The following is a 22,875-nucleotide window of genomic DNA, read 5'->3' as shown; positions in this document are numbered from 1 at the left end:
ATAAATGACAACGACTATCAGGCACCATTTTCAACAGAAAACGGCGCTCTGCAGGCTTACAGTATATCGTCTGTGGAGCCATATATGTAATTTTCGGTCGGTTTATATCGGTTCATGCCAGACAAAACTTTAGTCAGCTGCTGGCCAGGCAGAGGAAAAATGCGCCTTGCCAGCAGGATATAGCGTTAAACAAATTGTGCTATGGATTTTCCAGGTGCGGTTTTTTTGTACGGTTTATTGCCGGCTTACAAGGAACTCAGCTTGCTGACGCCCCTCATTTTGTAGCCACACGCTAAACGCCTCGTTGCTCATCGGCCTGGCGTACAGATAGCCCTGAATAAATCTTACGCCGTGATTTTCCAGATAAGTAAATTGCATCGGTGTTTCCACCCCTTCACCGAGAATTTGTAGCCCCAGTTTATGGCTGAGGTTAATAATCGCGTCCAGCACCGGGGTTTCACCGTCAACCGATTCGATAGAGTTGATAAAACCACGATCGATTTTCAGGTAGTCCAGCTCAAAGGTTTGCAGGTAGGAGAGTGAGCAGTTGCCGGTACCGAAATCATCAATGGCAATTTCGACCCCTTCGCGGCGCAGCATCGCCAGCTTGCTGACCACATCTTCACCGTCACTGATCAGACTGCGTTCTGTCAGTTCGAGAATAATCACCAGTGATTTATCCGCGACGCGGGCGATAAAGCGGCGGATATCATCGACAAAACAGGGATCCTGCAGATGTTCGGCGGCAACGTTAATCCCAAGATGGATACCTGGCGCTACCTTCCAGCTCTCGACATCGCTGGCAATCAGATCCAGCAGGTGCTGCGTCAGCGGAATAATCATCCCTTCCGCTTCGGCAGCGGCGATAAAGACATCGGGACGCACCCATTCGCCATCGGCACGCTGCCAGCGCATTAACGCCTCGGCGCCAGCATAGGTGGCCAGTGAAACGTCATACACCGGTTGGTAATTGACGGAAAACTCGCGCTTCGCGATTGCCCGGCGCATCTCATCCTGGTATGACATTTTGCGTTTCAGCCAGTTACTGGCTAATGCCATACAGAGCAGCGAGAGGATTGCCGCCATTGGCAGGAAGGTCAGGAATACCTGACGCCACGCCTTAACCGCTTCTGATTCCGGGGAGGTGACACTGACTTTGATCGGGTAGCGCGGCGAGCTGGCGAAGTACACCTCATTATCGAACAGCGGATTATGGTCGGGTCTGACATAGCCGCTGGCGATGCGAAAGCCGTTATTAAACTGCACCGTCACCTGATAATCGCGCGGTTCACCGAGGGCGCGCATAAAGTCGAGCAGATACTGACCATCTACCAGTGCAAAAGCGCCGTCACCCTCAGGCCGCTGGCGAAAAAACAGCACGGCCGGGCGGGTCGGTACGCCAGCAGTGCCCGACACCGACAGGATTATCTCCGGCGCTATGGGTTGTGAGGGCGGCAGGCGTATCATGGTGTTTATGGTGCCGGGATTGAGGCCATAGGCGGAGGAGCAGAGGACATCGTGGCCCTGAGTTAAACCGACGGAACGAAAGTAGGCGGCGATTGAGCCGAGGCGCTGAATATCTTTACCTACCGCGTTACAGGTCTGATGATCATACTTCTGCAGCTGATCCACCATCTCCCAGGCGCGGTCACTGATATTTTCCGCCTGGTTTAACACCGCCATCGCCGTGCTGACCTGCTGGCGCTTCTCCATTTGCTGTGCTTCGACAAAGGTAAACAAGATGCCCAGCAGCAGTGGCAACAGGCCCGCCGCCAGCATTAACAGCCAGCCGTGTTCACCTCTCTTACTTATTGATGCCACCACGCGGTACCCCTTTGTGCGTCAGACGATGCCTGGCTGCCTGCATAATCAAGAATAACATGGTCAGTTAATCTGCTGATTATTTATATCATCCTTAATGACGCCATAAACGGATAACAAAATGTCTTTTTAAGCGCTTTTTTGCTTAAATTGACTTAAGTCCGCCAAAAGCAGACTTTTTTGACCAGACGGTCGCTTTCAACGGGCAGTAATTCCGGGAGAAAAAACATGCAACTCAGCAATATCCCTTTTGGCACCACAGCATGGTCGGCGATAGCGCCAACTGAACATAAGGGTGAGAAAGGCATCGCTATCTGGCGAACCCAGCAGTTCGGCGATATCCGCGTCAGAATGGTTGAGTACAGTGCCGGTTACTTCGCTGACCACTGGTGTTCGAAAGGCCATATTCTGCTGTGTCTTTCCGGGGAGCTGCATACCGAGCTGGAAGATGGACGGGTATTTACTTTGCAGGCGGGAATGAGTTATCAGGTTGCCGATCAGGCTTAAGCGCATCGCTCCTGGACCAGTGAAGGTGCAAAGCTGTTTATTGTGGACTGATATCGGCACGGGCGGCCATCGCCCAGCAGGATCGCCAGTTTGCTGCCACCCGGCGTGGTTTCCATCAGGATCTTACAGACACTGGTCAGCGGCACCGACAGCAACATACCGACCGGCCCCAGCAGCCAGCCCCAGAATATCAACGAGAGAAACACCACCAGCGTCGACATTCCCAGACCGCGGCCCATGACGCGTGGCTCCAGAATATTGCCAAACACCATATGGATAGCGGTAAACAGGCCCGCCACCAGGGCGGCGTCGTAAACGCTGTTCAGCACCAGCGCCTGAATCAGTGGTGGAATCCCGGCGATAATCGGTCCGATATTGGGAATAAAATTCAGAATAAAGGCCACCACGCCCCACAGCAGGGCGAATTTAACCCCCAGCAGCAATAAGCTGAGCCAGACTGCGACGCCGGTCACCAGGCTGATCAGGGTTTTCAGCGCCAGATAGTGAGTGACACCTTTTAATGCCTTATGCATCCCGGCAATGCGAATTTGCGGATTTACCAGCGCGTTGCGCAGTTTGTAGGGCAGATGACGCACCTCAAACAGCATAAATACCACTGTCAGGATCAGCAGCACAAAGTTAGTCATTGCCCCGGAGAACTGGGTTAACACGGTTGTCGCCACATTCATCAGCGAGTTGGGATCCAGCCGTTCAGCCAGCGACTCGGTGGAGATATTGATATGGATGCTGGCCGCCAGATGCTGCACCACCTCCAGTTTTTTCTCCAGCGTGGCGCGAATTTGCGGATAGAGATCGCTGAATTCATTTACGGAACTGGCAATCATCGCCACCAGCAGGGTAATGACCACTAAGATCACCACTATCACCAGCGTGATTGCCAGGGTACGTCGCAGGCCGCGTCGCATCAGCATGGTCACCAGCGGATTAAGGACGATAGCGAGAAAACAGGCCAGTAAAAAGGGAACAATAATCTCCGCTGCTGCATGGATGCCGGCAAGGATGACAACCAGCAATGCCATTTTCAGCAACATATTCTGGCCAATTTTTTCCTGCTGTGGTGCGGTCATGGGGTCTCCTGGAATGGTTAGCATGACAAGTGTAGTCGTTGCAGGCTTAACTTCCTGATTTTCAGAGTAATGGAAGTAGCGCGGGTACGTCATCGCCCATTTGTATGACCAAAGCCGCTTAAAAACGCGTATAATTATTCTTCAGCACCATCAGTCACCCGAACGCGAGCCTTAAATTTCATGTCTGAGCAACCTGCAACGGAAGCTGCCCAAAGCGGATTTCGCCTGAATCTGCGTATTATCTCCACGGTAATTTTTAATTTCGCCAGTTATCTCACTATAGGCCTGCCGCTGGCGGTACTTCCCGGCTATGTCCACGATGTGATGGGTTACAGCGCCTTCTGGGCCGGACTGGTAATCAGCCTGCAATATTTCTCGACGCTGTTAAGCCGTCCCCATGCCGGTCGCTATGCCGATCTCTGGGGACCGAAGAAAGTGGTGATCGCCGGCCTGTGCGGCTGTTTTCTCAGCGGCGTGTTTTACCTGCTGGCGGCACTGAGCGCCGGGTTGCCGGTGCTCAGCCTGGTGCTGTTGTGCGCCGGACGTCTGATTCTCGGTGTCGGGCAAAGTTTTGCCGGTACCGGTTCAACGTTATGGGGCGTTGGCATGGTGGGCTCGCTGCATATTGGCCGGGTGATTTCGTGGAACGGTATTTTCACCTATGGCGCGATGGCGATCGGCGCGCCGCTTGGGGTGCTGATCTATCATTTCGGCGGCCTGCTGCTGCTGGCAATAATTATTATGGCGATTATTGTTGTCGCCATTGGTTTTGCCCTGCGCCGTCCGGCGGTGAAGGCCAGTAAAGGTAAGCCGCTGCCGTTTCGCGCAGTGCTGGGCAAGATTTATGGCTATGGTCTGATCCTCGCTATGGGATCCGCCGGATTTGGGGTGATTGCCACCTTTATTACCCTGTTTTATCAGGATAAAGGCTGGGAAGGTGCCGCCTTTGCCCTGACAATGTTCAGCGTCGCTTTTGTTGGCGCCCGCTTGCTGTTCCCTGACAGCATCAACCGCCATGGCGGTTTAAAAGTGGCGATGTGCTGTTTTGCGGTCGAAGCGCTCGGGCTGTTCCTGGTCTGGGGTTCCGTGATGCCGTGGATGGCGAATCTCGGCGCATTCCTGACCGGCGCGGGTTTCTCGCTGGTGTTTCCGGCGATTGGCGTGGTGGCGGTGAAGGTGGTGCCGCCGCAAAATCAGGGCAGCGCGCTGGCGGCTTATACCACATTTATGGATTTATCGCTGGGGATTACCGGGCCGGTTGCTGGCCTGATTATGAGCTATGCCGGGGTGCCAAGTATTTATCTGTTGGGCGGCTTGCTGGTCTGTCTGGCGCTGGTGGTAACGTTGCGGATGCAGCTGCGGGCGACATAAATCATCGGGACGGGCGGCGAGAACGCCGTCATAACGTATTGTGGAAATCATCGGGACGGGCGGCGAGAACGCCGCCCCTACAGGTACGATGGGGTTTTGTAGGGGCGGCGTTTTCGCCGCCCGCTATCAGATCACCCCTGTAACAGCGCAATACTCTGGCGGATTTCGTGTTCAATATCTGCTTCGCTCCAGCGATCCAGCTCGGAAGAGAACGGCTCAAAGGCGTAGACGCCTTTATAACCCATCCGCTCCAGACGCTGCACCTGGCTGGCGCTGTTAAGCAGATCGTCACTGGTTAACATAATGCGCTCTTCATCGGTTAGCTCAGCGGTTGGACGGCTGTCCTCGACGCCGGAGAGATGCACCAGCCCAATGGCATTGATATCGATGCCCGCTTCAAACTCCTGCTCGGCTTTCTCGTACAGATGATGATGGAACGTATCCAGCACAATCTTAAACGGCAGCTGGCTGTCACGGATCAGTGTCTGCGCCTGTACCGCAGAGCGTAATGAACTGACCGGGAAGCCCAGTGGTTCTACCAGTCCCTGAATGCCATACTGCGCAAACAGTGGCGCCAGCTGCTTCAGCGCGGCCATGGTTTCGTTATCAGAGACTGGCGTACCGTCGTTTAACGGACAAAGCACCAGCGCTTTGGCGCCGACCCCCTGCGCATCTTTCAGCAAACCTTCCGCTTTTTCCAGCAACTCCGCACTGATCTGATTAAACGGATAGACCGCATTAATGGTGACAATCTCCAGGCCATATTTTGTCACCAGACTTTTGACTTCAGCGTGACTGAGATTATCCGTGACTTTACCGCCGCGCATATCGTTACGCAGTTCAACCTTGTTCAGGCCGAGCCGTTGCACCAGCTTAAAGAATGCGTCGAGAGAAAGATTTGGAGCGATTTTACGGTTAATACAGAAACGGGTCGGATCGATGGCCATGTTGTTGCTCCTGCAGGAAAGAGGGTCAGAGGTATGGCTAATAAAAGAACATTTATTTCATAAATAGTTAAATGTGAAATTTAAATTTTTAGATCTGCTTCGCAAAAAATCCTGCAATGACGGAGGAACCGCGCCGCTGTTAACCCCGTTCGCCGCCGGGAAATTCCCCTTGCAGAAAAAATGCGATCCACGCCGCTAAAAACGAATTTTTCAAAGGGAAATATTTGAAAAATTTATTTCAATATAATACTTTCTTAGCACGCATTCGGGTTTTGTCCGGTCAGGTAGCGTGCGAGGTCGAAGTCTGCCTGCAGGGATCCACCACATCAAAGAGGCAAGAACATGAATATCACGGGTAACTTTATTGGCGGTAAAACTTCATTCAGCGCCAGCAATGAAACAATTCCGGTCTACGATCCGGCAACCGGCAAACCAGTGCGCGAGCTGACGCAAAGCACCGCAGCGGAAGTGGCAAAAACCATTGAAGTGGCACATAACGCCTTTGATGAGTGGTCCCGCACTTCACCGCTGCGCCGCGCACGTATCATGTTTAACTTTAAAGCGCTGATGGAACAGCATCGCGAAGAGCTGGCCGAGCTGATTGTCAGTGAACACGGCAAAGTGTGGTCTGATGCGCTGGGTGAACTGACCCGCGGTCTGGAAGTGGTGGAGTTTGCCTGTGGTATTCCTCACCTGATTAAGGGCGAGAACTCTGCTGATGTCGGCACCGGCGTTGACAGCTACTCGCTGATGCAGCCCCTGGGCGTGGTGGCGGGGATTACGCCATTTAACTTCCCGGCGATGGTGCCACTGTGGATGTTCCCGATCGCACTGGCCTGCGGCAACACCTTTGTGCTGAAGCCACCGGCGCTTGATCCTTCCGCTTCTGTACGTATGGCTGAACTGCTGACCGAAGCGGGTCTGCCGGATGGTGTATTTAACGTGATTCACTGTTCGAACCAGGATGCCGAGCAGCTGTATACCGATCCGCGTGTGCAGGCGGTGAGTTTTGTTGGCTCTTCTGGCGTGGCGGAGCATATCTATAAAACCGCCAGTGCCCATGGCAAACGCGTACAGGCATTCGGCGCGGCGAAGAACCATGCCATCGTGATGCCGGACGCCGATCTCGATGCCACGGTGAACGCGATTATGGGCGGCGCGTTTGGCTCTGCCGGTGAACGCTGTATGGCGCTGCCGGTGGTGGTAGCGGTGGGGGACGATACTGCCGACAAACTGATTGCCGCTCTGACGCCGCTGGTAAAAGCGCTGCGCGTTGGCCCGGGCATCCGGAAAGGTAAGGATGAAAATGAGATGGGGCCGGTGGTTTCCGCTGCGCACCAGAAAAAAGTGCTGGGTTATATCGATAAAGGTGAACAGGAAGGCGCGAAGCTGGTGGTTGATGGCCGCAATATCGACGTGCCGGGCTATGCTGAAGGCTACTACGTCGGCGGTACGCTGTTCGATAATGTCACCTCCGATATGGTGATCTGGCGTGAAGAGATTTTCGGACCGGTGCTGAGCATTATGCGTGCGCCGGATTATAAGAGCGCGCTGCAACTGGTGAACAGCCATGAGTTTGGTAACGGCAGCGCCATCTTTACCAGCAATGGCCACACCGGCCGCGACTTTGTGCGTGAAGTGCAGGCGGGCATGGTTGGCGTGAATGTGCCGGTGCCGGTACCAATGGCGTTCCATAGCTTTGGTGGCTGGAAGCGTTCGGTGTTTGGCGCGCTGAACGTGCATGGACCGGATGGCGTGCGTTTCTATACCCGCATGAAAACCGCCACTGTACGCTGGCCGAGCGGTCAGAAGACAGTTTCTGAATTCAGCATGCCAACGCTGGGATAATCATCGACTACAGGAGAAGCAGGATGTCTTTGCTTGCCAGATATCAACAACCGGATGCCAGTGGACGCATCCAGCATGTTACGCCGGAAAGCGCCGGCTGGCGCTATGTGGGCTTTGATGCTTATCAGTTGAAAAAAGGTCAAACCCTGACGCTGGAAAGCGGCGATAAAGAGCTGTGTCTGGTGCTGGTCGCCGGACTGGCATCGGTTAAAACGTTGCATGCCGAGTTTCCGGGCATTGGCAAGCGCATGTCGCCATTTGAGCGCACGCCGCCTTACTCGGTCTATGTACCGCACAGCGATAAAGTAGAAATCTATGCTGACTCCGATTTGGAGCTGGCAGTCTGTAACGCGCCTGGCAGCGGCAAACTGCCTGCGCGCCTGATTGCACCCGCTGATGTCGGGGTTGAGCAGCGCGGCAAGGGGCGCAATAAGCGCCTGGTGCATAATATTCTGCCGGATGACAAACCGGCCGATAGCCTGCTGGTGGTGGAAGTGTATACCAATGAGGGCGATACCAGCTCTTATCCAAGCCATAAGCACGATCAGGAAAACTCAGACACCGAGACCTATCTGGAAGAGACCTATTATCATCGGTTCAACCCGGAGCAGGGCTTCGCCATGCAGCGCGTTTACACTGACGACCGCTCGCTGGATGAGTGTATGGCAGCCTATAACCGTGATGTGGTTACCGTGCCGCGTGGCTATCATCCGGTGGCGACCATCGCCGGGTATGATAACTACTATCTCAATGTGATGGCCGGGCCGGTACGTCTATGGAAATTTAGCTGGGAGCAGGATCATGCCTGGGTAAATAGCGACGACTATCCGCGTAAATAAACCGGTTGTGAGTAATAAGGTCACCTTTACGGGCGGCGAGAACGCCGCCCCTACGCAGATCTATTGTAGGGGCGGCGTTCTCGCCGCCCGTGCCGTTGTGATGCACCATGGCGAGGCGCTTCTGGCTACCACCTAACGCACAAGCCATCCGCTGCCACCATTGCCAGTTATGAAAGCGCATACAGTTATAGTAACAATCGGAGCGTTGTCGGTAGCAGGCAAATGCCGGGGCGCATATACCCAGGGTGAGGGTGGTTAAAACAGCCACCACACAGAGTTGCTGAATTGAACGTGTCATTTTACGTCTCCTCCTGAAACGAACGGGCAGGGTTCAGACTTTATTGTTGTACGCCCCTGCCACTGACAGTCAAAATAGCAACTGAAAGAAACTGTTTCTTTGCGTTATTTTGTATTATCGGCGTTATTCAGCGCCAGTGATACTGCCAGAGTCTGCGCCAGACATAACGATGCGACCTGCGAACGGAAACCATCAACCTGCGCTTCACGCACCACAAAACAGACATCGCTAAAGGCGGCCAGCGGGCTGACCTGGCTGTCGGTGATGGCAATCAGATGCGCACCACGCCTGGCGCCCAGTTCCACCAGCTCGACCGCTTCACGGGCATAAGGTGAGTAGCTGATGGCAATTACCACGTCTTTCGGATTAACCATGCTCAGCTGCTCGGTAAACATGCCACCGAGGCCATCAATCAGAAAAGCACGACGCTCAAGGTGACGCAGCGCATAGGTGAGATAAGAGGCGACGCTAAACGAACGGCGCAGACCGATAACGTAGATATTTTCCGCTTCCCCCAGCATCTGCACCGCTTTTTCCAGCTGCTCCGGGTTGGTCTGCATTGCCAGCTGCTGCAGCGCCTGTGAGTTCACCATGGTAAACACATTGAGGATCTCCGCCGGTGTCTCCGGGGCAGAGGCGCTTTCATCGGTGGCGGTCTGACGAAACAGGCGCGCACGTTCGGTGTAGTTCACCGTCTCTTCCATCAGATGCTGACGGAAAACCTGTTTCATTTCGTTAAAGCCGCTAAAGCCAAAGGCATTAGAGAAACGAATCAGGGTGGAGGGCGGCACATCAGCCTGCTGGGCAATGGAAGCGACGGTATCGAAAGCGATACTGTTACTGTTATCCAGGATATAGCGAGCCACCTGTTTCAGGCGTTTGCTGAGAGTATCGTAGCGACGGCGTATGTCGTCCTGTAACAAGGAAAGTTGTGTCGGATTATTAGTCATTACTTCGGCTCACTAAAAAAATAATTGGCGTTTTGCTGAGCGATATTCTACCAGATGGATGGAAAATTTCACTTCATGACGGATATTGCGGACTTTATTTCATCGCAATATGAATCACCTCACATAAAGTGGTGCGAAATTTCATCAGGAATGGTGCAGGCTTTCGAAACGGGAGCCGATAACGGCTCTCCTGCAAATAAATGTTCTCGCCGCCGGTTGGATCCGCAATAAAAAAAGGCGACCTGACGTCGCCTCTTCTTAAACCGAACAGTTATTTCGCCGGACGCGCTTCGCGCCAGTAGCGAATCAGCTTCAGATAATTGCTTTTTACCTGATTGATTAGCGACTGATCGTCGAGTTCGCCCTGCAGCCACTGACGTGACGGCTGACCGAAAATGGTGCGACCGACGGCAAAGCCTTTTACCCACGGCGCCTGGGCGGCGGCGGCAAAACCGGCTTTCAGTTTCTCTTCCGGTGCATCCAGTCCCAGCAGCAGGATCCCACGACAGTGCGGGTCATTTTTCTCGATAAGCTGGCCAATCGACTGCCAGCTGGCCAGCGACAGCGGCGGCAGTTTCCACCAGTCCGGCTGAATGCCGAGGCTGTAGAAGTGCGTCAGCATCTCGTGATAATAAGACTCCTGATGGTCAGGATTGCTTTCCGGCAGAATCACCTCCAGCAGCAGCTCATGACCTGATTTGTTACAGCCGCGCCAGACATCGAGAATCAGCTCATCCTGCTGCTGACGGATTTCGGCGCTATCGTGCGGATGGTAGAACACCAGGCATTTCACCACATGCTCCTGCGGCCAGTCGATCAGCTGCGAGCCGATATTGCCATGTTCCAGGCGCAGCGGACGTGAACCCGGCAGTTCAATCGGCCGGCCGATCCACCAGCCTTTACCGGTAATCGCATTCAGCGCTTTCTGACCATAAGTGGTATCGGCAAGGATGCCGCTGCGATTTTCCAGACCAGCTTCCGCCGCCGCTTCCTGCGCACCTTTTAACAGCAGCGTTTTCAGCTGCGGAATACGTGCTTCATCGACCCCGGCTTCGCGCGCCATATCGGCCAGCTGCTTGCGGTGGTCAAAGGCGAACACATTCAGTTCCTGCCACTGCTGCTTACGCGTGGTGACGCGATGCAGATGGTTGAGGCGCGCATCCAGATCCGGGCGTTTGACCTCGTTATCGCGCGCCAGGAAGTCATCCAGCTCCTCTTTGGTTGGCATCGCCGGTGCGCAACCGTGGCGTGATACCACCAGCGCGCCACAGGCATTGGCATAGCGACACGCCTGCTCCCAGCCTTCATCATTTAACCAGCCGCGCAGCAGACCGGACATAAAGGCGTCGCCCGCGCCCAGGACATTCAGCACTTCAACACGCACGCCGCTTTGCAGCCGGGTCGCTTCCCAGCTGTCCGGGATGGCGTCTTCAAATACCACGCAACCCAGCGGACCGCGCTTACACACCAGGGTGGCGTTAGTTGCCTGTCGCACATTTTTCAGCGCCGTCAGCGTATCGGTGCTGCCGCCGGCAATATGGAACTCTTCTTCGGTACCGACCACCAGATCGAAGTAGTGCAGCACTTCCTGCAGCTGTTGGGTGACATGCTGAGATTCGATAAAGCGGGTTTCGCCATCGCCGAGTGAAGTCAGACCCCAGAGTACCGGACGATAATCGATATCCAGCGCGGTGCGCAGGCCATGACGGCGGGCGATATCCAGCGCTTTCAGCACTGCCGCACGGGTATCGGGGTGCGACAGGTGGGTGCCGGTGACCGCCACCGCTCGCGAGGAGGCAATATACTCTTCACGGATATCCTCCGGGATCAGACCCATATCGGCGCAGTTTTCACGGTAGAAGATCAGCGGAAAGGTATCTTCATCTTTAATACCCAGAATCACCATCCCGGTCAGACGCGACTCATCAGTGATCAGTGATTGTGTATCAACGCCGACACGTTGCAGCTCTTCACGCAGGAAACGACCGTTATGCTCATCACCCACACGCGCCAGCATGGCGGATTTCAGCCCCTGAATCGCCGTGCCATACGCCACGTTACCGGACGAGCCGCCAAGATATTTTGAAAATGTGTTGGTGTCTTCCAGTCGCGCACCGATTTGCTGGCCATAAAAGTCAACGGCGATGCGTCCGATACAAATCACATCAAGCCGCTTCTGTTGTGTACTCATACCTGTGGTTTCCTTCTGTGATAAGCAGACTCTGCCTGGCTTCTCCGGGTAAAGCCGATCGAACCGATTTAACATGTCTGGCAGTATGAGGAATAAAAATTCCAAATTCAATATGAAATGAAATCTTCACCCCAAAATTGTGAGGTAGATAAAACTCTGGCGGTCTGCAGCCCGTGGTGATGGTTTTATCGCTGACGCCAGGCACGGCAAAAGCTGTGAGCGCTGTCGCAACTCGTGTGCGCTAAAGCCGTGAAGCTGTTGAAGTGAAATTAAATTTCCTTTTACAGCATAAGGGTGGCGGAATGTTTCAGTTCATGGTGTGAAAACCGTCTGGCAAACCCCTGTAAACGGCAGAATTTGATCTCTCTCGCAAAATGAAATGTTTTTTCTGTAATTGTGTTTAGTGGAAAAAATATTTGTTTATAATCGCCTCACGTTTCACTTATCAGTTGTCGCCTGTTCGTTAACGTCAGCGGCGGCCTTAAATACGCACTGCGGCATGTCTGTTTCAGGCGGACCCTTACGTAAAGGATGAGCACATGGGCAAGATTAGATTAACCACGGCACAGGCGCTGGTCAGATTCCTCGATAATCAGTATCTGTCCGTTGACGGCACCGAAACCAAGTTTGTAAAAGGGATTTTTGCCATCTTCGGCCATGGCAATGTGCTTGGCATTGGTCAGGCTCTGGAACAGGATAGCGGTGATCTGGTGGTGCTGCAGGGGCGCAACGAGCAGGGGATGGCGCATGCGGCGATTGGTTATGCCAAACAGAAGCTGCGTCGCGAAATTATCGCCTGTAGTTCCTCCGTCGGACCAGGCGCGGCCAATATGATCACCGCCGCCGCTACTGCCACGGCCAACCGTATTCCACTGCTGCTGCTGCCGGGCGATGTCTTTGCCACCCGTCAGCCCGACCCGGTGTTGCAGCAGATTGAACAGAGTCACGATCTCAGCATCAGTACCAACGATGCGTTCCGCGCGGTCAGTAAATACTGGGACCGTGTTAGCCGTCCTGAACAGCTGATGACCGCCTGTATCAATGCGATGCGCGTGCTGACTGACCCGGCAGAAACCGGCGCGGTGACGCTGTCGCTGCCGCAGGATGTGCAGGGTGAAGCCTGGGATTTCCCGGAGTATTTCTTCCAGAAACGCGTACATCGTCTTGATCGCCGTCTGCCGACCGCTGCCCAGCTGGATGACGCGCTGAAGCTGCTGGCGCGTAAACGTAAACCGCTGATCGTTTGCGGTGGCGGGGTGAAATACTCCGACGCCGGTGAAGCGCTGCGTCAGTTCGCCGAGCGTCACCATATTCCGTTTGCCGAAACCCAGGCCGGTAAAGGTACGATTATCTCCGATCACCCGCTTAATGTCGGCGGCGTTGGTGAGACCGGTTGCCTGGCGGCCAATCTGCTGGCGAAAGAGGCCGATCTGGTGATTGGCGTCGGCACCCGTTACACCGACTTTACCACCGCCTCTAAATGGATTTTCCAGAACCCGGATGTCAGTTTTCTGAATATCAACGTCAGCAACTTCGACAGCTATAAGCTTGATGGCGTGCAACTGGTGGCCGATGCGCGTGAGGCGCTGACCGCACTCGACAGCCGTCTGGCTGAGCAGGGCTTCAGCAGCGGCTGGGGTGAGCAGATTGATCAGGCGCAGAGTAAGCTGCTGAAAGAGACCCAGCGTGTCTATCAGGTGGCATACAGCGGTGCTGATTTTATCCCGGAGATTGCCGACCATATCGATCGCGAAGCGCTGTTTGCCGAATTTAATCGTCTGACCAGCTCCTTCCTGACACAGAGCAGCGTCCTCGGCACGCTTAACGAGCAGCTCCCAAAGAATTCAGTGATTGTCGCCGCCGCGGGTAGTCTGCCCGGTGATTTACAGCGCGTCTGGCGCAATAAAGATTACAACAGCTACCACGTGGAGTATGGCTACTCCTGTATGGGTTATGAGGTCAGCGCATCGCTGGGCGTCAAGCTGGCCGAGCCTCATCGTGAGGTCTATACGCTGGTGGGCGACGGCTCCTTTATGATGCTGCACTCCGAGCTGGTGACCTCGATCCAGGAAGGCGCCAAGATCAATGTCGTGCTGTTCGACAATATGACTAACGGCTGTATTAACAATCTGCAGATGGAACACGGGATGGATAGCTTTACCACCGAGTTCCGCTTCCGTAATGCTGAAGGCGGCAAACTGGATGGTGGCTTTGTGCCGGTCGATTTCGCCGCGATTGCCGCCGGTTACGGCTGTAAAACCTATCGTGTGACTACCCTGCCGCAGCTGAAAGCCGCGCTGGAAGATGCGCAGAAGCAGACGGTTTCGACGCTGATTGATATCAAAGTGCTGCCGAAAACCATGGTGCACAAATACTTCAGCTGGTGGCACGTCGGCGGCGCGCGGGTTTCCACCTCCGAACGCGTTGATGCGGTCGCTAAAATGCTGGATGAACATCTCGATCAGGCACGCAAATACTAATTATTACTGATTCTCAACCCTACAAAATTCTGGAGATATCATGACGCTACGTTTAGGTGTTATCGGTACTGGCGCTATCGGCCAGGAACACATTCGCCGCTGCAGCAAAGTACTGCAAGGGGCCAGGGTGGTGGCGGTATCGGATATCAATGTTGATGGCGCTAAAGCCGCCCTCAACCGTCTCGGCCTTGAGGCTGAAGTCTATGCCGATGGCCATGAAGTCGTGAAATCCAGCGAGGTTGATGCGGTGCTGGTTACTTCATGGGATCCGACCCATGAAGAGTTCACCCTCGCCGCGATTGCCGCTGGTAAGCCGGTGTTCTGTGAGAAGCCGCTGGCGATGACCGCTGAAGGCTGCCGCCGTATCGTTGACGCCGAAATTAAGTTCGGCAAGCGTCTGGTGCAGGTGGGCTTTATGCGCCCGTACGACGCAGGCTATGTGGCGCTGAAAAAGGTGATTACTGACGGCGAAATTGGCGAGCCGCTGATGCTGCACTGCGCACACCGCAATCCAACCGTACCGGAAAACTATGTCACCGATATGGCGATCACCAATACGCTGATCCACGAACTGGATGTGTTGCGCTGGCTGACCGAAGATGACTACAAGACCGTGCAGGTGGTGTTCCCACGCACCAGCTCTAAGTCACACGCCAAACTGAAAGATCCACAGATTGTCCTGTTTGAAACCCACAAAGGGATTCGCATCGATGTGGAGATCTTTGTTAACTGTGCCTACGGCTACGATATTCAGTGTGAAGTAGTGGGTGAAGAGGGAATTGCCAGACTGCCGGAACCTCAGTCAGTGCTGCTGCGTAAAGAAGCCAAACTGTCGGAAACCATTCTTACCGACTGGAAAGATCGCTTTATCGATGCGTACGACGTTGAGTTACAGGCATTTATTAATGATGCCACTGCCGGTCAGCTACAGGGCCCGTCAGCATGGGATGGTTATGCCGCGTCAGTGGCTGCCGATGCCTGTATTAAGGCGCAGAACAGCGGCGCGATTGAGCCGGTTGAACTGCCCGCGCGTCCGGCGTTTTACAACAAGTCATAATCCACGGAGAGACCGATGAAAATCGCTTTTGATGTTGATGTCATTAAAGATTTAGGCATCACCAAAATGGTTCACCAGGTCGCGGACTGGGGTTACAAATATATTGAACAGTCGCCGCATCCGCAGATAAACCCGTTTTATAAGCATCCGAAAGCCAGCCGCGAGATCGTGACCGAGTACAAAAACGCGCTAAAGGCAACGGGTGTGGAGATCTCCTCTTTTATCGTGGTCTATCGCTGGTCTGGCCCGGATGAAGCGCGTCGTCAGGCGGCGGTGAGAAACTGGAAACGGATGATTGAGATCGCCGTGGAGATGGGTGTGCCGGTGATTAACACCGAGCTGTCCGGCACGCCAAACGAGCCGGAAATCTGTGAAGAGATGTTCTATCGCTCGATGGAAGAGTTGCTGCCGATTATCGAACGTGAAGGTATCCGCGTCGAAATTCAGTCACACCCATGGGATTTCTGCGAAGAGAGCAACGAAACCGCCGATCTGGTGAAGTCATTCCGCAGTGAGCATGTGAAATACCTGTACAGCGTGCCGCACACCTTCTTCTATGACAAAGGGAAGGGCGATGTGAAGAATATGCTGGAGTATGCCGGTGATGATCTGTCGCATGTGCTGATCGCCGATACCATGAACCACACCAAACATTGTCGCTATATCGTCAATCCACCGGGCGTCGATGCCACCATTCACCAGCATGTGGGTGTAGGCGAAGGGGAAGTCGATTTCCCGACGCTGTTCCAGACGCTGCGTGAGATGGATTTTGCCAACCGTAACTACAAGGTGGGCGGTGAATCGATTATTGCCTCTTCACTGTTTGGTTATCCGGAAAAAATGAAATATCAGGCTGTGGAAACGCGTGAATTGATTGAGCGTGAGTTGCTGAGCCAATAACCCTATTCACAGGGGGGGCGTTCGTGCCGCCCGTGGAGAGATTGCGATGAATAAAGATAATGTAAAACTGGCGATCGCGCCGATTGGCTGGACCAACGACGATATGCCTGATTTAGGTAAAGAGAATACGTTCCAGCAAATCGTCAGCGAAATGGCGCTGGCCGGTTTTACCGGTAGCGAAGTGGGCAGCAAATATCCGCGCGATCCGGCGGTACTAAAGCCGATGCTGGATATTCGCGGTTTGCAGATTTGTAACGCCTGGTTTAGTACTTTCTTCGCCCAGGGCGATAAAGCGAAAACCATCGATGAATTTACCAATCATATGAATTTCCTGCATGCGATGGGCGCCAGAGTGATTGGCTGTTCAGAGCAGAGCAAAAGTATCCAGGGCACCACGCTGGCGGTACTGGAAGAGAAGCCTTATTTCAGCGATGAAGAGTGGCGCCTGACGGCGGAAGGCTACAACGAGCTGGCGAAAATCGCCGCAGCGAAGGGGATGCAGGTCTGTCTGCATCATCATATGGGCACCGGTATCCAGACCACTGAAGAAGTGGATCGCTTTATGGCGCTGACCAATGACGATGTATTCCTGCTGTACGATACCGGCCACGCCTATTACTCCGAAGGCTCGCAGGAGAAGATGCTGGCGCTGCTGACGACGTATCTGCCACGCATCAATCATGTGCATTTAAAAGATGTGCGCGATGAGATTGTGGCGCAGGTGCGTCGTGAGAAGCTGTCATTCCTCGACGGGGTGAAGAAAGGCACCTTTACCGTACCGGGTGACGGGGTGATCGATTTTAAACCGGTATTTAAAATCCTCGACGATTACGGCTATAAAGGCTGGATGGTGGTGGAAGCCGAGCAGGATCCGGCGCTGGCTAACCCGTTTGAGTATGCTGTGAAAGCACGCAAATATATTCGCGAGACGGCAGGTTTGTAATCGGCTCCCCTACAATAAAACGCAGGGGCGGCGTTCTCGCCGCCCGCTAGCAGAACTATTTCAGCGAAATCGTATTAATAATATTTTCCGCTTCGCTCTGCGCCTGCTGCTGATTATCCGCTGGCAGGGTAATTTGCAGCGTCAGCAGTTTGCCGTCGACTTTACTCAGGATCACCGAAGACCAGGATGACTGGTTGTTCGCCGAGATCACGCTATCCAGCTGCTGCGCCGTCTGACCTTTCAGCGTGATGGATTTATTGGTCACCACCTGCAACTGCGGATCGCGGTTACGCTGCTGCGCTTCCAGACGTTTTGACAATACATCCAGCCCGTCAGTGGTGGCATCACCGTCAATAACGATAATCGCTTTCTGACCCGATTCATCGGCATAAACATGCATATTGTTAGCCTGAGTGCCCAGCTTGCCGCTTTTGTCGGACATGCCCGCTGGCAGAACAAAACTCAGTTTGCCATCCATCAGATTAACCGTCTGCGCCGACTGGCTGCTGCTCACGCCATTATCATCCGCTGCCGCCTTGTCATCTTTACCGTCACAGGCGGCTAAGCCCAAGACCAGTAAACCGATTCCTACATATTTCGCCACGTTACGCATCAGGATCCCTTTTATTAATTCGCGTACTGAGTTTCAGCTTAGGGTACATACAAACTAAATCAGTCAGTAAAAGCAACCCGCTTACTGTCACAGAATATGCTGTTAATGGCTACAGCGGCAGCAGTGTTATCCGAAATTCAGTTCAGCTTTATTGCTGCGTTCCGCCAGACGTTTCAGCGCGGCGTTCAGCAATACGCCATAGGCAGGCAGGAAGAAGACCATGCAGATCAGTACTTTGAAGCTGTAATCCACCAGCGCGATCTCCATCCAGTTCTGCGCCATAAACGGATCGGGGCTTTTGTAGAAAGCAATAAAGAAGAAGGCGAGGGTATCGCTGATATTGCCGAGAAACATTGCTGCGGCCGGCGCAATCCACCAGCGGGCGTTGCGGCGCAGACGGTTAAACACGTGTACATCAAGGATTTGCCCTAATGCATAGGCCATAAAGCTGGCGCAGGCGATACGGGCGACAAACAGATTTACCTCGCGCAGCGCCGCGAAGCCCTGCCACTCGCCCTGAAAATAGAGTGATGAAAGGGCGTAAGAGATAAACAGTGCCGGAACCATCACCAGCAGAATAATACGACGTGCCAGCGGCGCACCAAAAATGCGTACCGTCAGATCGGTTGCGAGGAAGATAAACGGAAAACTAAACGCACCCCAGGTGGTATGCAAGCCGAATATTGAGATCGGTAGCTGTACCAGATAGTTACTGGAAGTGATCACCAGCAGATGGAATAGTGATAGCCAGACCAACGCATAAGTGCGCTGACGCGGAGTAAAAGAGATCATCAATGTAGCCTTTTTAGATATGGGGTGAGGGAACCCAGTGGGAACTTTTTTCGGGCTATCTTATTTGCCATTTTGTCCCCGGGCAGTGCTCGCCATCCTCACGTACTTCAGTACGCTGCGGTGGCTGTGCGCTGGCCGTGACCAAACTGGCTGCAACGATAACGCCCTTAGTATGGGGAAATCATAAACCGGCCGGAATCTTACCGATTTCGTCTTCTATTGCAATGGTTAATTTTAACGCAAACGTTAACGTCACGCATCTGACTTGCACCGCGGGCACTCAGGGGTAGAATAAGCGGTATTCTTGTCAATATGCGGTAATAAGAGTGTTATGAGCGATATCTTCGCCAACCCGGATCAAACCTTAGATGCGCTGGGCCTGCGCTGCCCGGAACCTGTGATGATGGTGCGCAAAGCCGTGCGCGTAATGCAGGAAGGGGAAACGCTGCTGATTATTGCCGATGACCCGGCCACCACGCGCGATATCCCCGGTTTTTGTCGTTTTATGGAACATACTCTGCTGGCGCAGTCGGTGGAGACCACGCCATATAAGTATCTGTTGAAGAAAGGCTTGTGACCGGCGGGCGGCGAAAACGCCGTTATCAAGAACCGACGCAATCATTATCATGGGCGGCGAAAACGCCGCCCCTACTTCCTGTCAGCTATAGGGGCGGCGTTTGCGCCGCCAGTGACCAAATTATTTCTTCCGCAATAACCGCAACGCATTGGCGGTAACCAGTGCCGTCGCGCCAGAATCCGCCAGCACCGCCAGCCACAATCCGGTCATCCCCAACAGCGTCGTCAGCAGAAATACCGCCTTCAGCCCCAGCGCGATGGCGATATTCTGCCGGATATTGGCATGGGTCGCACGTGACAGGCGGATCATCGCCGCCAGACCGGTCAGATGATTATGCGTCAGCGCGGCGTCGGCGGTTTCCAGCGCCACATCGCTGCCGCCACCCATCGCAATGCCAATGGTGGCCGCTTTCATCGCCGGCGCATCGTTAATGCCGTCACCCACCATCGCCACCGGCTGTTGCTGATTCAGCTCCGCTACCGCCTGTACTTTGTCGGCCGGTAACAGACTGGCGCGATAATCGATACCCAGCTCAGCGGCAATCGCTGCCGCCGCCCGTGGGTTATCGCCGGTCAGCATGATGCTGGTAATACCCAGTTCTTGCAGCTGGCTAAGCGCCTGCTGCGCATCGTCACGCACGCGGTCACGCAGCGCAATCAGGCCAATTGGCTGCTGATCTTCCAGCACCACGACGGTGGTTTTTCCGGCGGACTCCAGTTCAGCAATCTGCGCCTGCTGCGCATCCGTCAGCTGCGTCAGTTTTGCCGGCGCCGTGATCAACAGCTGGCGTCCGTTAACCGTCGCTTCGACGCCGCTTCCCGCCAGCGCCCGCTGATCGCTGGCGAGCGGGATCGGCTGATTCAGCGTACTGGCATGGGCGACAATCGCGCGCGCCAGCGGATGCGATGAACCCGTTTCGACCGCCGCCGCTTTCAGCAGCAGGGCCGGTTTATTTTCGCCGTTCAGGGCCAGCACATCGGTGATCACCGGTTTGCCTTCCGTCAGGGTGCCAGTTTTATCAAAGGCGACAGTGCGCACCGCGCCGAGGCTTTCCAGCGCCGCCCCGCCTTTAATCAGCGCACCGCGGCGGGTGGCGGCCGCCAGCGCGGAGGTAATCGCCGCCGGCGTTGAGATCACCAGCGCGCACGGACAACCAATCAGCAGCAGCGTCAGCCCTTTGTAAATCCAGGGTTGCCATTCTGCGGCAAACAGCAGCGGCGGGATCAGCGTCACCAGCAGCGCCAGTGCCATAATCACCGGGGTGTAGTAGCGGCTGAAACGGTCGAGGAAGCGCTCAATCGGCGCGCGACGCTGTTCGGCCTGTTCAATCAGATGCAGAATACGGTCAATGGCGCTTTCGCCATTGCGTGACACCACTTCCATCTGTACCTGACGATCAACACTGGTACAGCCTGCGGCCACTTTTTCACCCTGCTGGCGCTCAACCGGCACGGATTCACCGGTCAGTGCGCTTTCATCAAAACTGGCAAAGACATCGAGCAGGAGAGCATCAGCCGGTAAGCGTGCGCCCGCCGCCACTTCAATCCTGTCGCCAGGGCGCAGGCTATCGACCGCGACAGTTTCGCGCTGGTCACCGCGCAGGCGCACCGCTTCATCCGGCTTCAGCGCCATCAGCGCGGTCACGCCGCGTCGGGCACGGCTGGCGGCAAAGGATTCCAGCCGTTCGCCCAGTAAAAACAGCAGTAACACCATGGCGGCTTCGGCGGTTGCGCCGATAAATAGCGCACCGATGGCAGCAATACTCATCAGGGTTTCAATAGCAAATGGCGTTCCGCTGCGTATCAGCTGCACAGCTTTTTTGCCGACCGGCCAGATACCGGCGAGAGTCGTGGCGATAAACGCCAGCCGTCCGCTGCTTTCGTCGATGCTGCTGAGGATCCAGCTGGTCAGCATCAGCACGCTAAGCACAATGATTGCGCGATTTTCCTGCCAGAAGCTGGCTTCTGATGCGTCAGTTTTGGCGCTTTTCAGGCTAAAGCCGGCCTTTTTTACCGCCTGTTCGACACTTTTAGTGATATTGCTGCCTGCATTGACCACCAGTTTCTCGGTGGCATAGATCACCCGGGCGTGACTGACACCCTCAACACGTTTTACCGCGGTTTCGATTTTGCGTGCACAGCTCGGGCAATCCATGCCGCCGATCAGCCAGCTGAATTGTTCACCGCCAGCAGGCCTGTCGACCTCATCGTCGGGATCGTCACCTGAGGCGCAGGCGGTATCCTGACAACAGGCACCTTCGACCGGCGCGGCTGAAATCGTGGTGATTTTCTGGATAACCGGGCGTGCCGGGGTGTTGCAGGCCGGTTTTTTCGCCGCGTGGCGTTCGCCACAGCCGCAGGAAGAGTGTTGATGCATAAAACCTCCCGGAGTATCAGACGGCGGACGATACTGTCCGCCTGTGCTGATATCCTACACTCTGGAGTCAACTCCAGAGTCAAGCTTCCATCGTCGCTTAAAGATAGAGGGAACGCACAATCAGGAAGTGGCCAAGGAAGTAGCTGGCGGCAACAATAGCGCGATCGGCATTGAAACGGCGACGATAATGGCTGATAAACCAGACAATATTCGCCAGCAGCAGAAACAGCGTACCTGCCAGCAGCGAGAAGCTGTAATCGGTCGGACTAAAGTAATATTGCTCTGCCGTCAGCCATACCATCACCAGCGTCATGCCGATAAAGGTGCAAATCGGCCAGCGCAACTCTTCAAGCCGTGTCCAGATGGCGGCGATCAGCAGTGCGCCGACAATCACCAGCGTCAGCGGAATCGGCCAGAAAAAGGCCAGCGTCATATGCCCGGCAAAACTAATGGTATACAGCAGGTGCGAAAGGAAAAATGCGCCGATGGCATACAGCATGCGCTGTTGCGGCAGCAGCGTCAGCGCATCGCCAGTCAGCGTCGCCAGCAGACCGAATAAGATCAGATATTCGGCAGTGCTCAGTACCGGTGCCTGCCATGCCCAGGCCAGTAACAGCAGCAGTGTCACCGGCTTAAATACCCAGCGTTGCCACTGTGGACCACGATAAGATGCATCAACATACAACCAGCCCGAAAAGAGCACGGCTAAAAAGGACCAAAGCATAATTTTTTTCCTTTTTCTGCGGACTTATGTCCGTAAAACCTGAATATTATTTTCCCGTAGTTTCGATCCCAGTCTAGATTACGCGCTCTGCATGTGACAATGGTAGCAATCTGGTTGTATGCTTTTGCCCGGCCAAAATTTATCACCTGAGACCCTGAAGCACGGGAGAAACATGAGCAAGCCACCGCTAATCTTTTTCATCGTACTGGCGATTATTGCCATTCTTGCCACCCGCCAGTTTATTAAGCAGCGGCGCGAAGTGGCGGTGAATGACGCCTCACCGCTGCGTGCTATCCCGGTTGAAGTAAAGGCTAAACGCGAATTCCCGGCGTCAAATCGCCGTTCGCGCCAGCGCGAGGTGATCCCGGTTGAAGATATGCGCTACGAAGCCTGGTTCCATCCGTTAAATGGCGCCGGTGATTTTAAGCTGGTGCTGAATGCTGAGGATTATCATCAGATTGATAAGGGCGTGCAGGGTAAATTACGGGTCAAGGGATCGCGCTTTGTCAGTTTTGTGCCAACGCCATAAAGCGGGCGGCGAGAACGCCGTCAT

19 protein-coding genes are annotated in these 22,875 nt (G+C 54.4%); 10 read left to right on the top strand and 9 right to left on the bottom strand.

The window, feature by feature from the left end:
- Nucleotides 1–234: 234 nt before the first annotated feature.
- A complete protein-coding gene (locus N5923_RS08680) occupies nucleotides 235–1,824 on the bottom strand; it encodes an EAL domain-containing protein (RefSeq protein WP_267141191.1) in 1,590 nt (529 codons plus the stop codon).
- 225 nt (nucleotides 1,825–2,049) lie between these two features.
- On the opposite strand from N5923_RS08680, the gene N5923_RS08675 reads away from it, so the two are divergent.
- Nucleotides 2,050–2,328 (top strand): DHCW motif cupin fold protein, encoded by a 279-nt coding sequence (locus N5923_RS08675; RefSeq protein ID WP_267141192.1) that lies wholly within the window; start codon nucleotides 2,050–2,052, stop codon nucleotides 2,326–2,328.
- On the opposite strand, the gene N5923_RS08670 is transcribed toward N5923_RS08675, so the two are convergent.
- On the bottom strand, nucleotides 2,325–3,416 hold the full coding sequence (locus tag N5923_RS08670) for an AI-2E family transporter (protein WP_267145228.1): 1,092 nt from the start codon (nucleotides 3,414–3,416) through the stop codon (nucleotides 2,325–2,327). The genes N5923_RS08675 and N5923_RS08670 overlap by 4 nt on opposite strands.
- Nucleotides 3,417–3,596: 180 nt before the next feature.
- Between N5923_RS08670 and N5923_RS08665 the strand changes: the two genes are divergently transcribed.
- Nucleotides 3,597–4,787 carry an MFS transporter gene (locus N5923_RS08665; protein ID WP_267141194.1) on the top strand — a complete coding sequence of 397 codons (1,191 nt, stop codon included), beginning with the start codon at nucleotides 3,597–3,599 and terminating at the stop codon, nucleotides 4,785–4,787.
- Nucleotides 4,788–4,918: 131 nt separating this feature from the next.
- On the opposite strand, the gene N5923_RS08660 is transcribed toward N5923_RS08665, so the two are convergent.
- Complete coding sequence (locus N5923_RS08660) at nucleotides 4,919–5,734, bottom strand: TIM barrel protein (protein ID WP_267141195.1); 816 nt, start codon at nucleotides 5,732–5,734, stop codon at nucleotides 4,919–4,921.
- 342 nt (nucleotides 5,735–6,076) lie between these two features.
- On the opposite strand from N5923_RS08660, the gene N5923_RS08655 reads away from it, so the two are divergent.
- Entirely contained in the window at nucleotides 6,077–7,582 is a 1,506-nt protein-coding gene (locus tag N5923_RS08655; RefSeq protein WP_267141196.1) for a CoA-acylating methylmalonate-semialdehyde dehydrogenase, read from the top strand.
- A gap of 23 nt (nucleotides 7,583–7,605) precedes the next feature.
- Nucleotides 7,606–8,421, top strand: coding sequence for a 5-deoxy-glucuronate isomerase (gene iolB, locus N5923_RS08650; protein ID WP_267141197.1), 816 nt, complete (start codon nucleotides 7,606–7,608; stop codon nucleotides 8,419–8,421).
- A gap of 402 nt (nucleotides 8,422–8,823) precedes the next feature.
- On the opposite strand, the gene N5923_RS08645 is transcribed toward iolB, so the two are convergent.
- Nucleotides 8,824–9,669, bottom strand: coding sequence for a MurR/RpiR family transcriptional regulator (locus N5923_RS08645; RefSeq protein ID WP_267140737.1), 846 nt, complete (start codon nucleotides 9,667–9,669; stop codon nucleotides 8,824–8,826).
- 271 nt (nucleotides 9,670–9,940) lie between these two features.
- Nucleotides 9,941–11,860, bottom strand: a complete 1,920-nt coding sequence (locus tag N5923_RS08640; RefSeq protein ID WP_267140736.1) for a bifunctional 5-dehydro-2-deoxygluconokinase/5-dehydro-2-deoxyphosphogluconate aldolase — start codon at nucleotides 11,858–11,860, stop codon at nucleotides 9,941–9,943.
- Nucleotides 11,861–12,399: 539 nt separating this feature from the next.
- On the opposite strand from N5923_RS08640, the gene iolD reads away from it, so the two are divergent.
- Genes iolD through iolE form a run of 4 tightly spaced genes read left to right on the top strand, consistent with a single transcriptional unit; the run spans nucleotide 12,400 to nucleotide 17,240 of the window.
- Entirely contained in the window at nucleotides 12,400–14,340 is a 1,941-nt protein-coding gene (gene iolD / locus N5923_RS08635; protein ID WP_267140735.1) for a 3D-(3,5/4)-trihydroxycyclohexane-1,2-dione acylhydrolase (decyclizing), read from the top strand.
- A 40-nt stretch (nucleotides 14,341–14,380) separates the two neighbouring features.
- A complete protein-coding gene (locus N5923_RS08630) occupies nucleotides 14,381–15,397 on the top strand; it encodes a Gfo/Idh/MocA family protein (protein ID WP_267140734.1) in 1,017 nt (338 codons plus the stop codon).
- Nucleotides 15,398–15,412: 15 nt separating this feature from the next.
- A complete protein-coding gene (locus tag N5923_RS08625) occupies nucleotides 15,413–16,297 on the top strand; it encodes a sugar phosphate isomerase/epimerase family protein (protein ID WP_267140733.1) in 885 nt (294 codons plus the stop codon).
- A gap of 46 nt (nucleotides 16,298–16,343) precedes the next feature.
- On the top strand, nucleotides 16,344–17,240 hold the full coding sequence (gene iolE / locus N5923_RS08620) for a myo-inosose-2 dehydratase (protein WP_267140732.1): 897 nt from the start codon (nucleotides 16,344–16,346) through the stop codon (nucleotides 17,238–17,240).
- A gap of 55 nt (nucleotides 17,241–17,295) precedes the next feature.
- Here iolE and N5923_RS08615 read toward each other — a convergent pair whose 3' ends face one another.
- Complete coding sequence (locus tag N5923_RS08615) at nucleotides 17,296–17,853, bottom strand: DcrB family lipoprotein (protein WP_267140731.1); 558 nt, start codon at nucleotides 17,851–17,853, stop codon at nucleotides 17,296–17,298.
- Nucleotides 17,854–17,979: 126 nt separating this feature from the next.
- Nucleotides 17,980–18,645, bottom strand: a complete 666-nt coding sequence (locus N5923_RS08610; protein ID WP_267140730.1) for a 7-cyano-7-deazaguanine/7-aminomethyl-7-deazaguanine transporter — start codon at nucleotides 18,643–18,645, stop codon at nucleotides 17,980–17,982.
- A gap of 331 nt (nucleotides 18,646–18,976) precedes the next feature.
- Between N5923_RS08610 and tusA the strand changes: the two genes are divergently transcribed.
- Nucleotides 18,977–19,222, top strand: a complete 246-nt coding sequence (tusA, locus tag N5923_RS08605; RefSeq protein WP_017799504.1) for a sulfurtransferase TusA — start codon at nucleotides 18,977–18,979, stop codon at nucleotides 19,220–19,222.
- Nucleotides 19,223–19,342: 120 nt separating this feature from the next.
- Here tusA and N5923_RS08600 read toward each other — a convergent pair whose 3' ends face one another.
- Both N5923_RS08600 and N5923_RS08595 read right to left on the bottom strand, forming a co-directional pair.
- The gene (locus N5923_RS08600; protein ID WP_267140729.1) at nucleotides 19,343–21,598 is read right to left on the bottom strand and encodes a zinc/cadmium/mercury/lead-transporting ATPase; all 2,256 of its coding nucleotides are present in this window, start codon (nucleotides 21,596–21,598) and stop codon (nucleotides 19,343–19,345) included.
- Nucleotides 21,599–21,695: 97 nt separating this feature from the next.
- Nucleotides 21,696–22,322: a lysoplasmalogenase gene (locus tag N5923_RS08595; protein ID WP_267140728.1), complete on the bottom strand. Its 627-nt coding sequence runs from the start codon at nucleotides 22,320–22,322 to the stop codon at nucleotides 21,696–21,698.
- 172 nt (nucleotides 22,323–22,494) lie between these two features.
- On the opposite strand from N5923_RS08595, the gene N5923_RS08590 reads away from it, so the two are divergent.
- The gene (locus N5923_RS08590) at nucleotides 22,495–22,851 is read left to right on the top strand and encodes a DUF2500 domain-containing protein (protein WP_267140727.1); all 357 of its coding nucleotides are present in this window, start codon (nucleotides 22,495–22,497) and stop codon (nucleotides 22,849–22,851) included.
- The last annotated feature ends 24 nt before the right edge of the window (nucleotides 22,852–22,875 follow it).

This window comes from Winslowiella arboricola, from assembly GCF_025527015.1.
In the GTDB taxonomy this organism is placed as follows: Bacteria; Pseudomonadota; Gammaproteobacteria; order Enterobacterales; family Enterobacteriaceae; genus Erwinia; species Erwinia arboricola.
The sequence above is the reverse complement of the archived record's forward strand: the minus strand, read 5'-3'. Positions and strand labels throughout refer to the sequence as shown.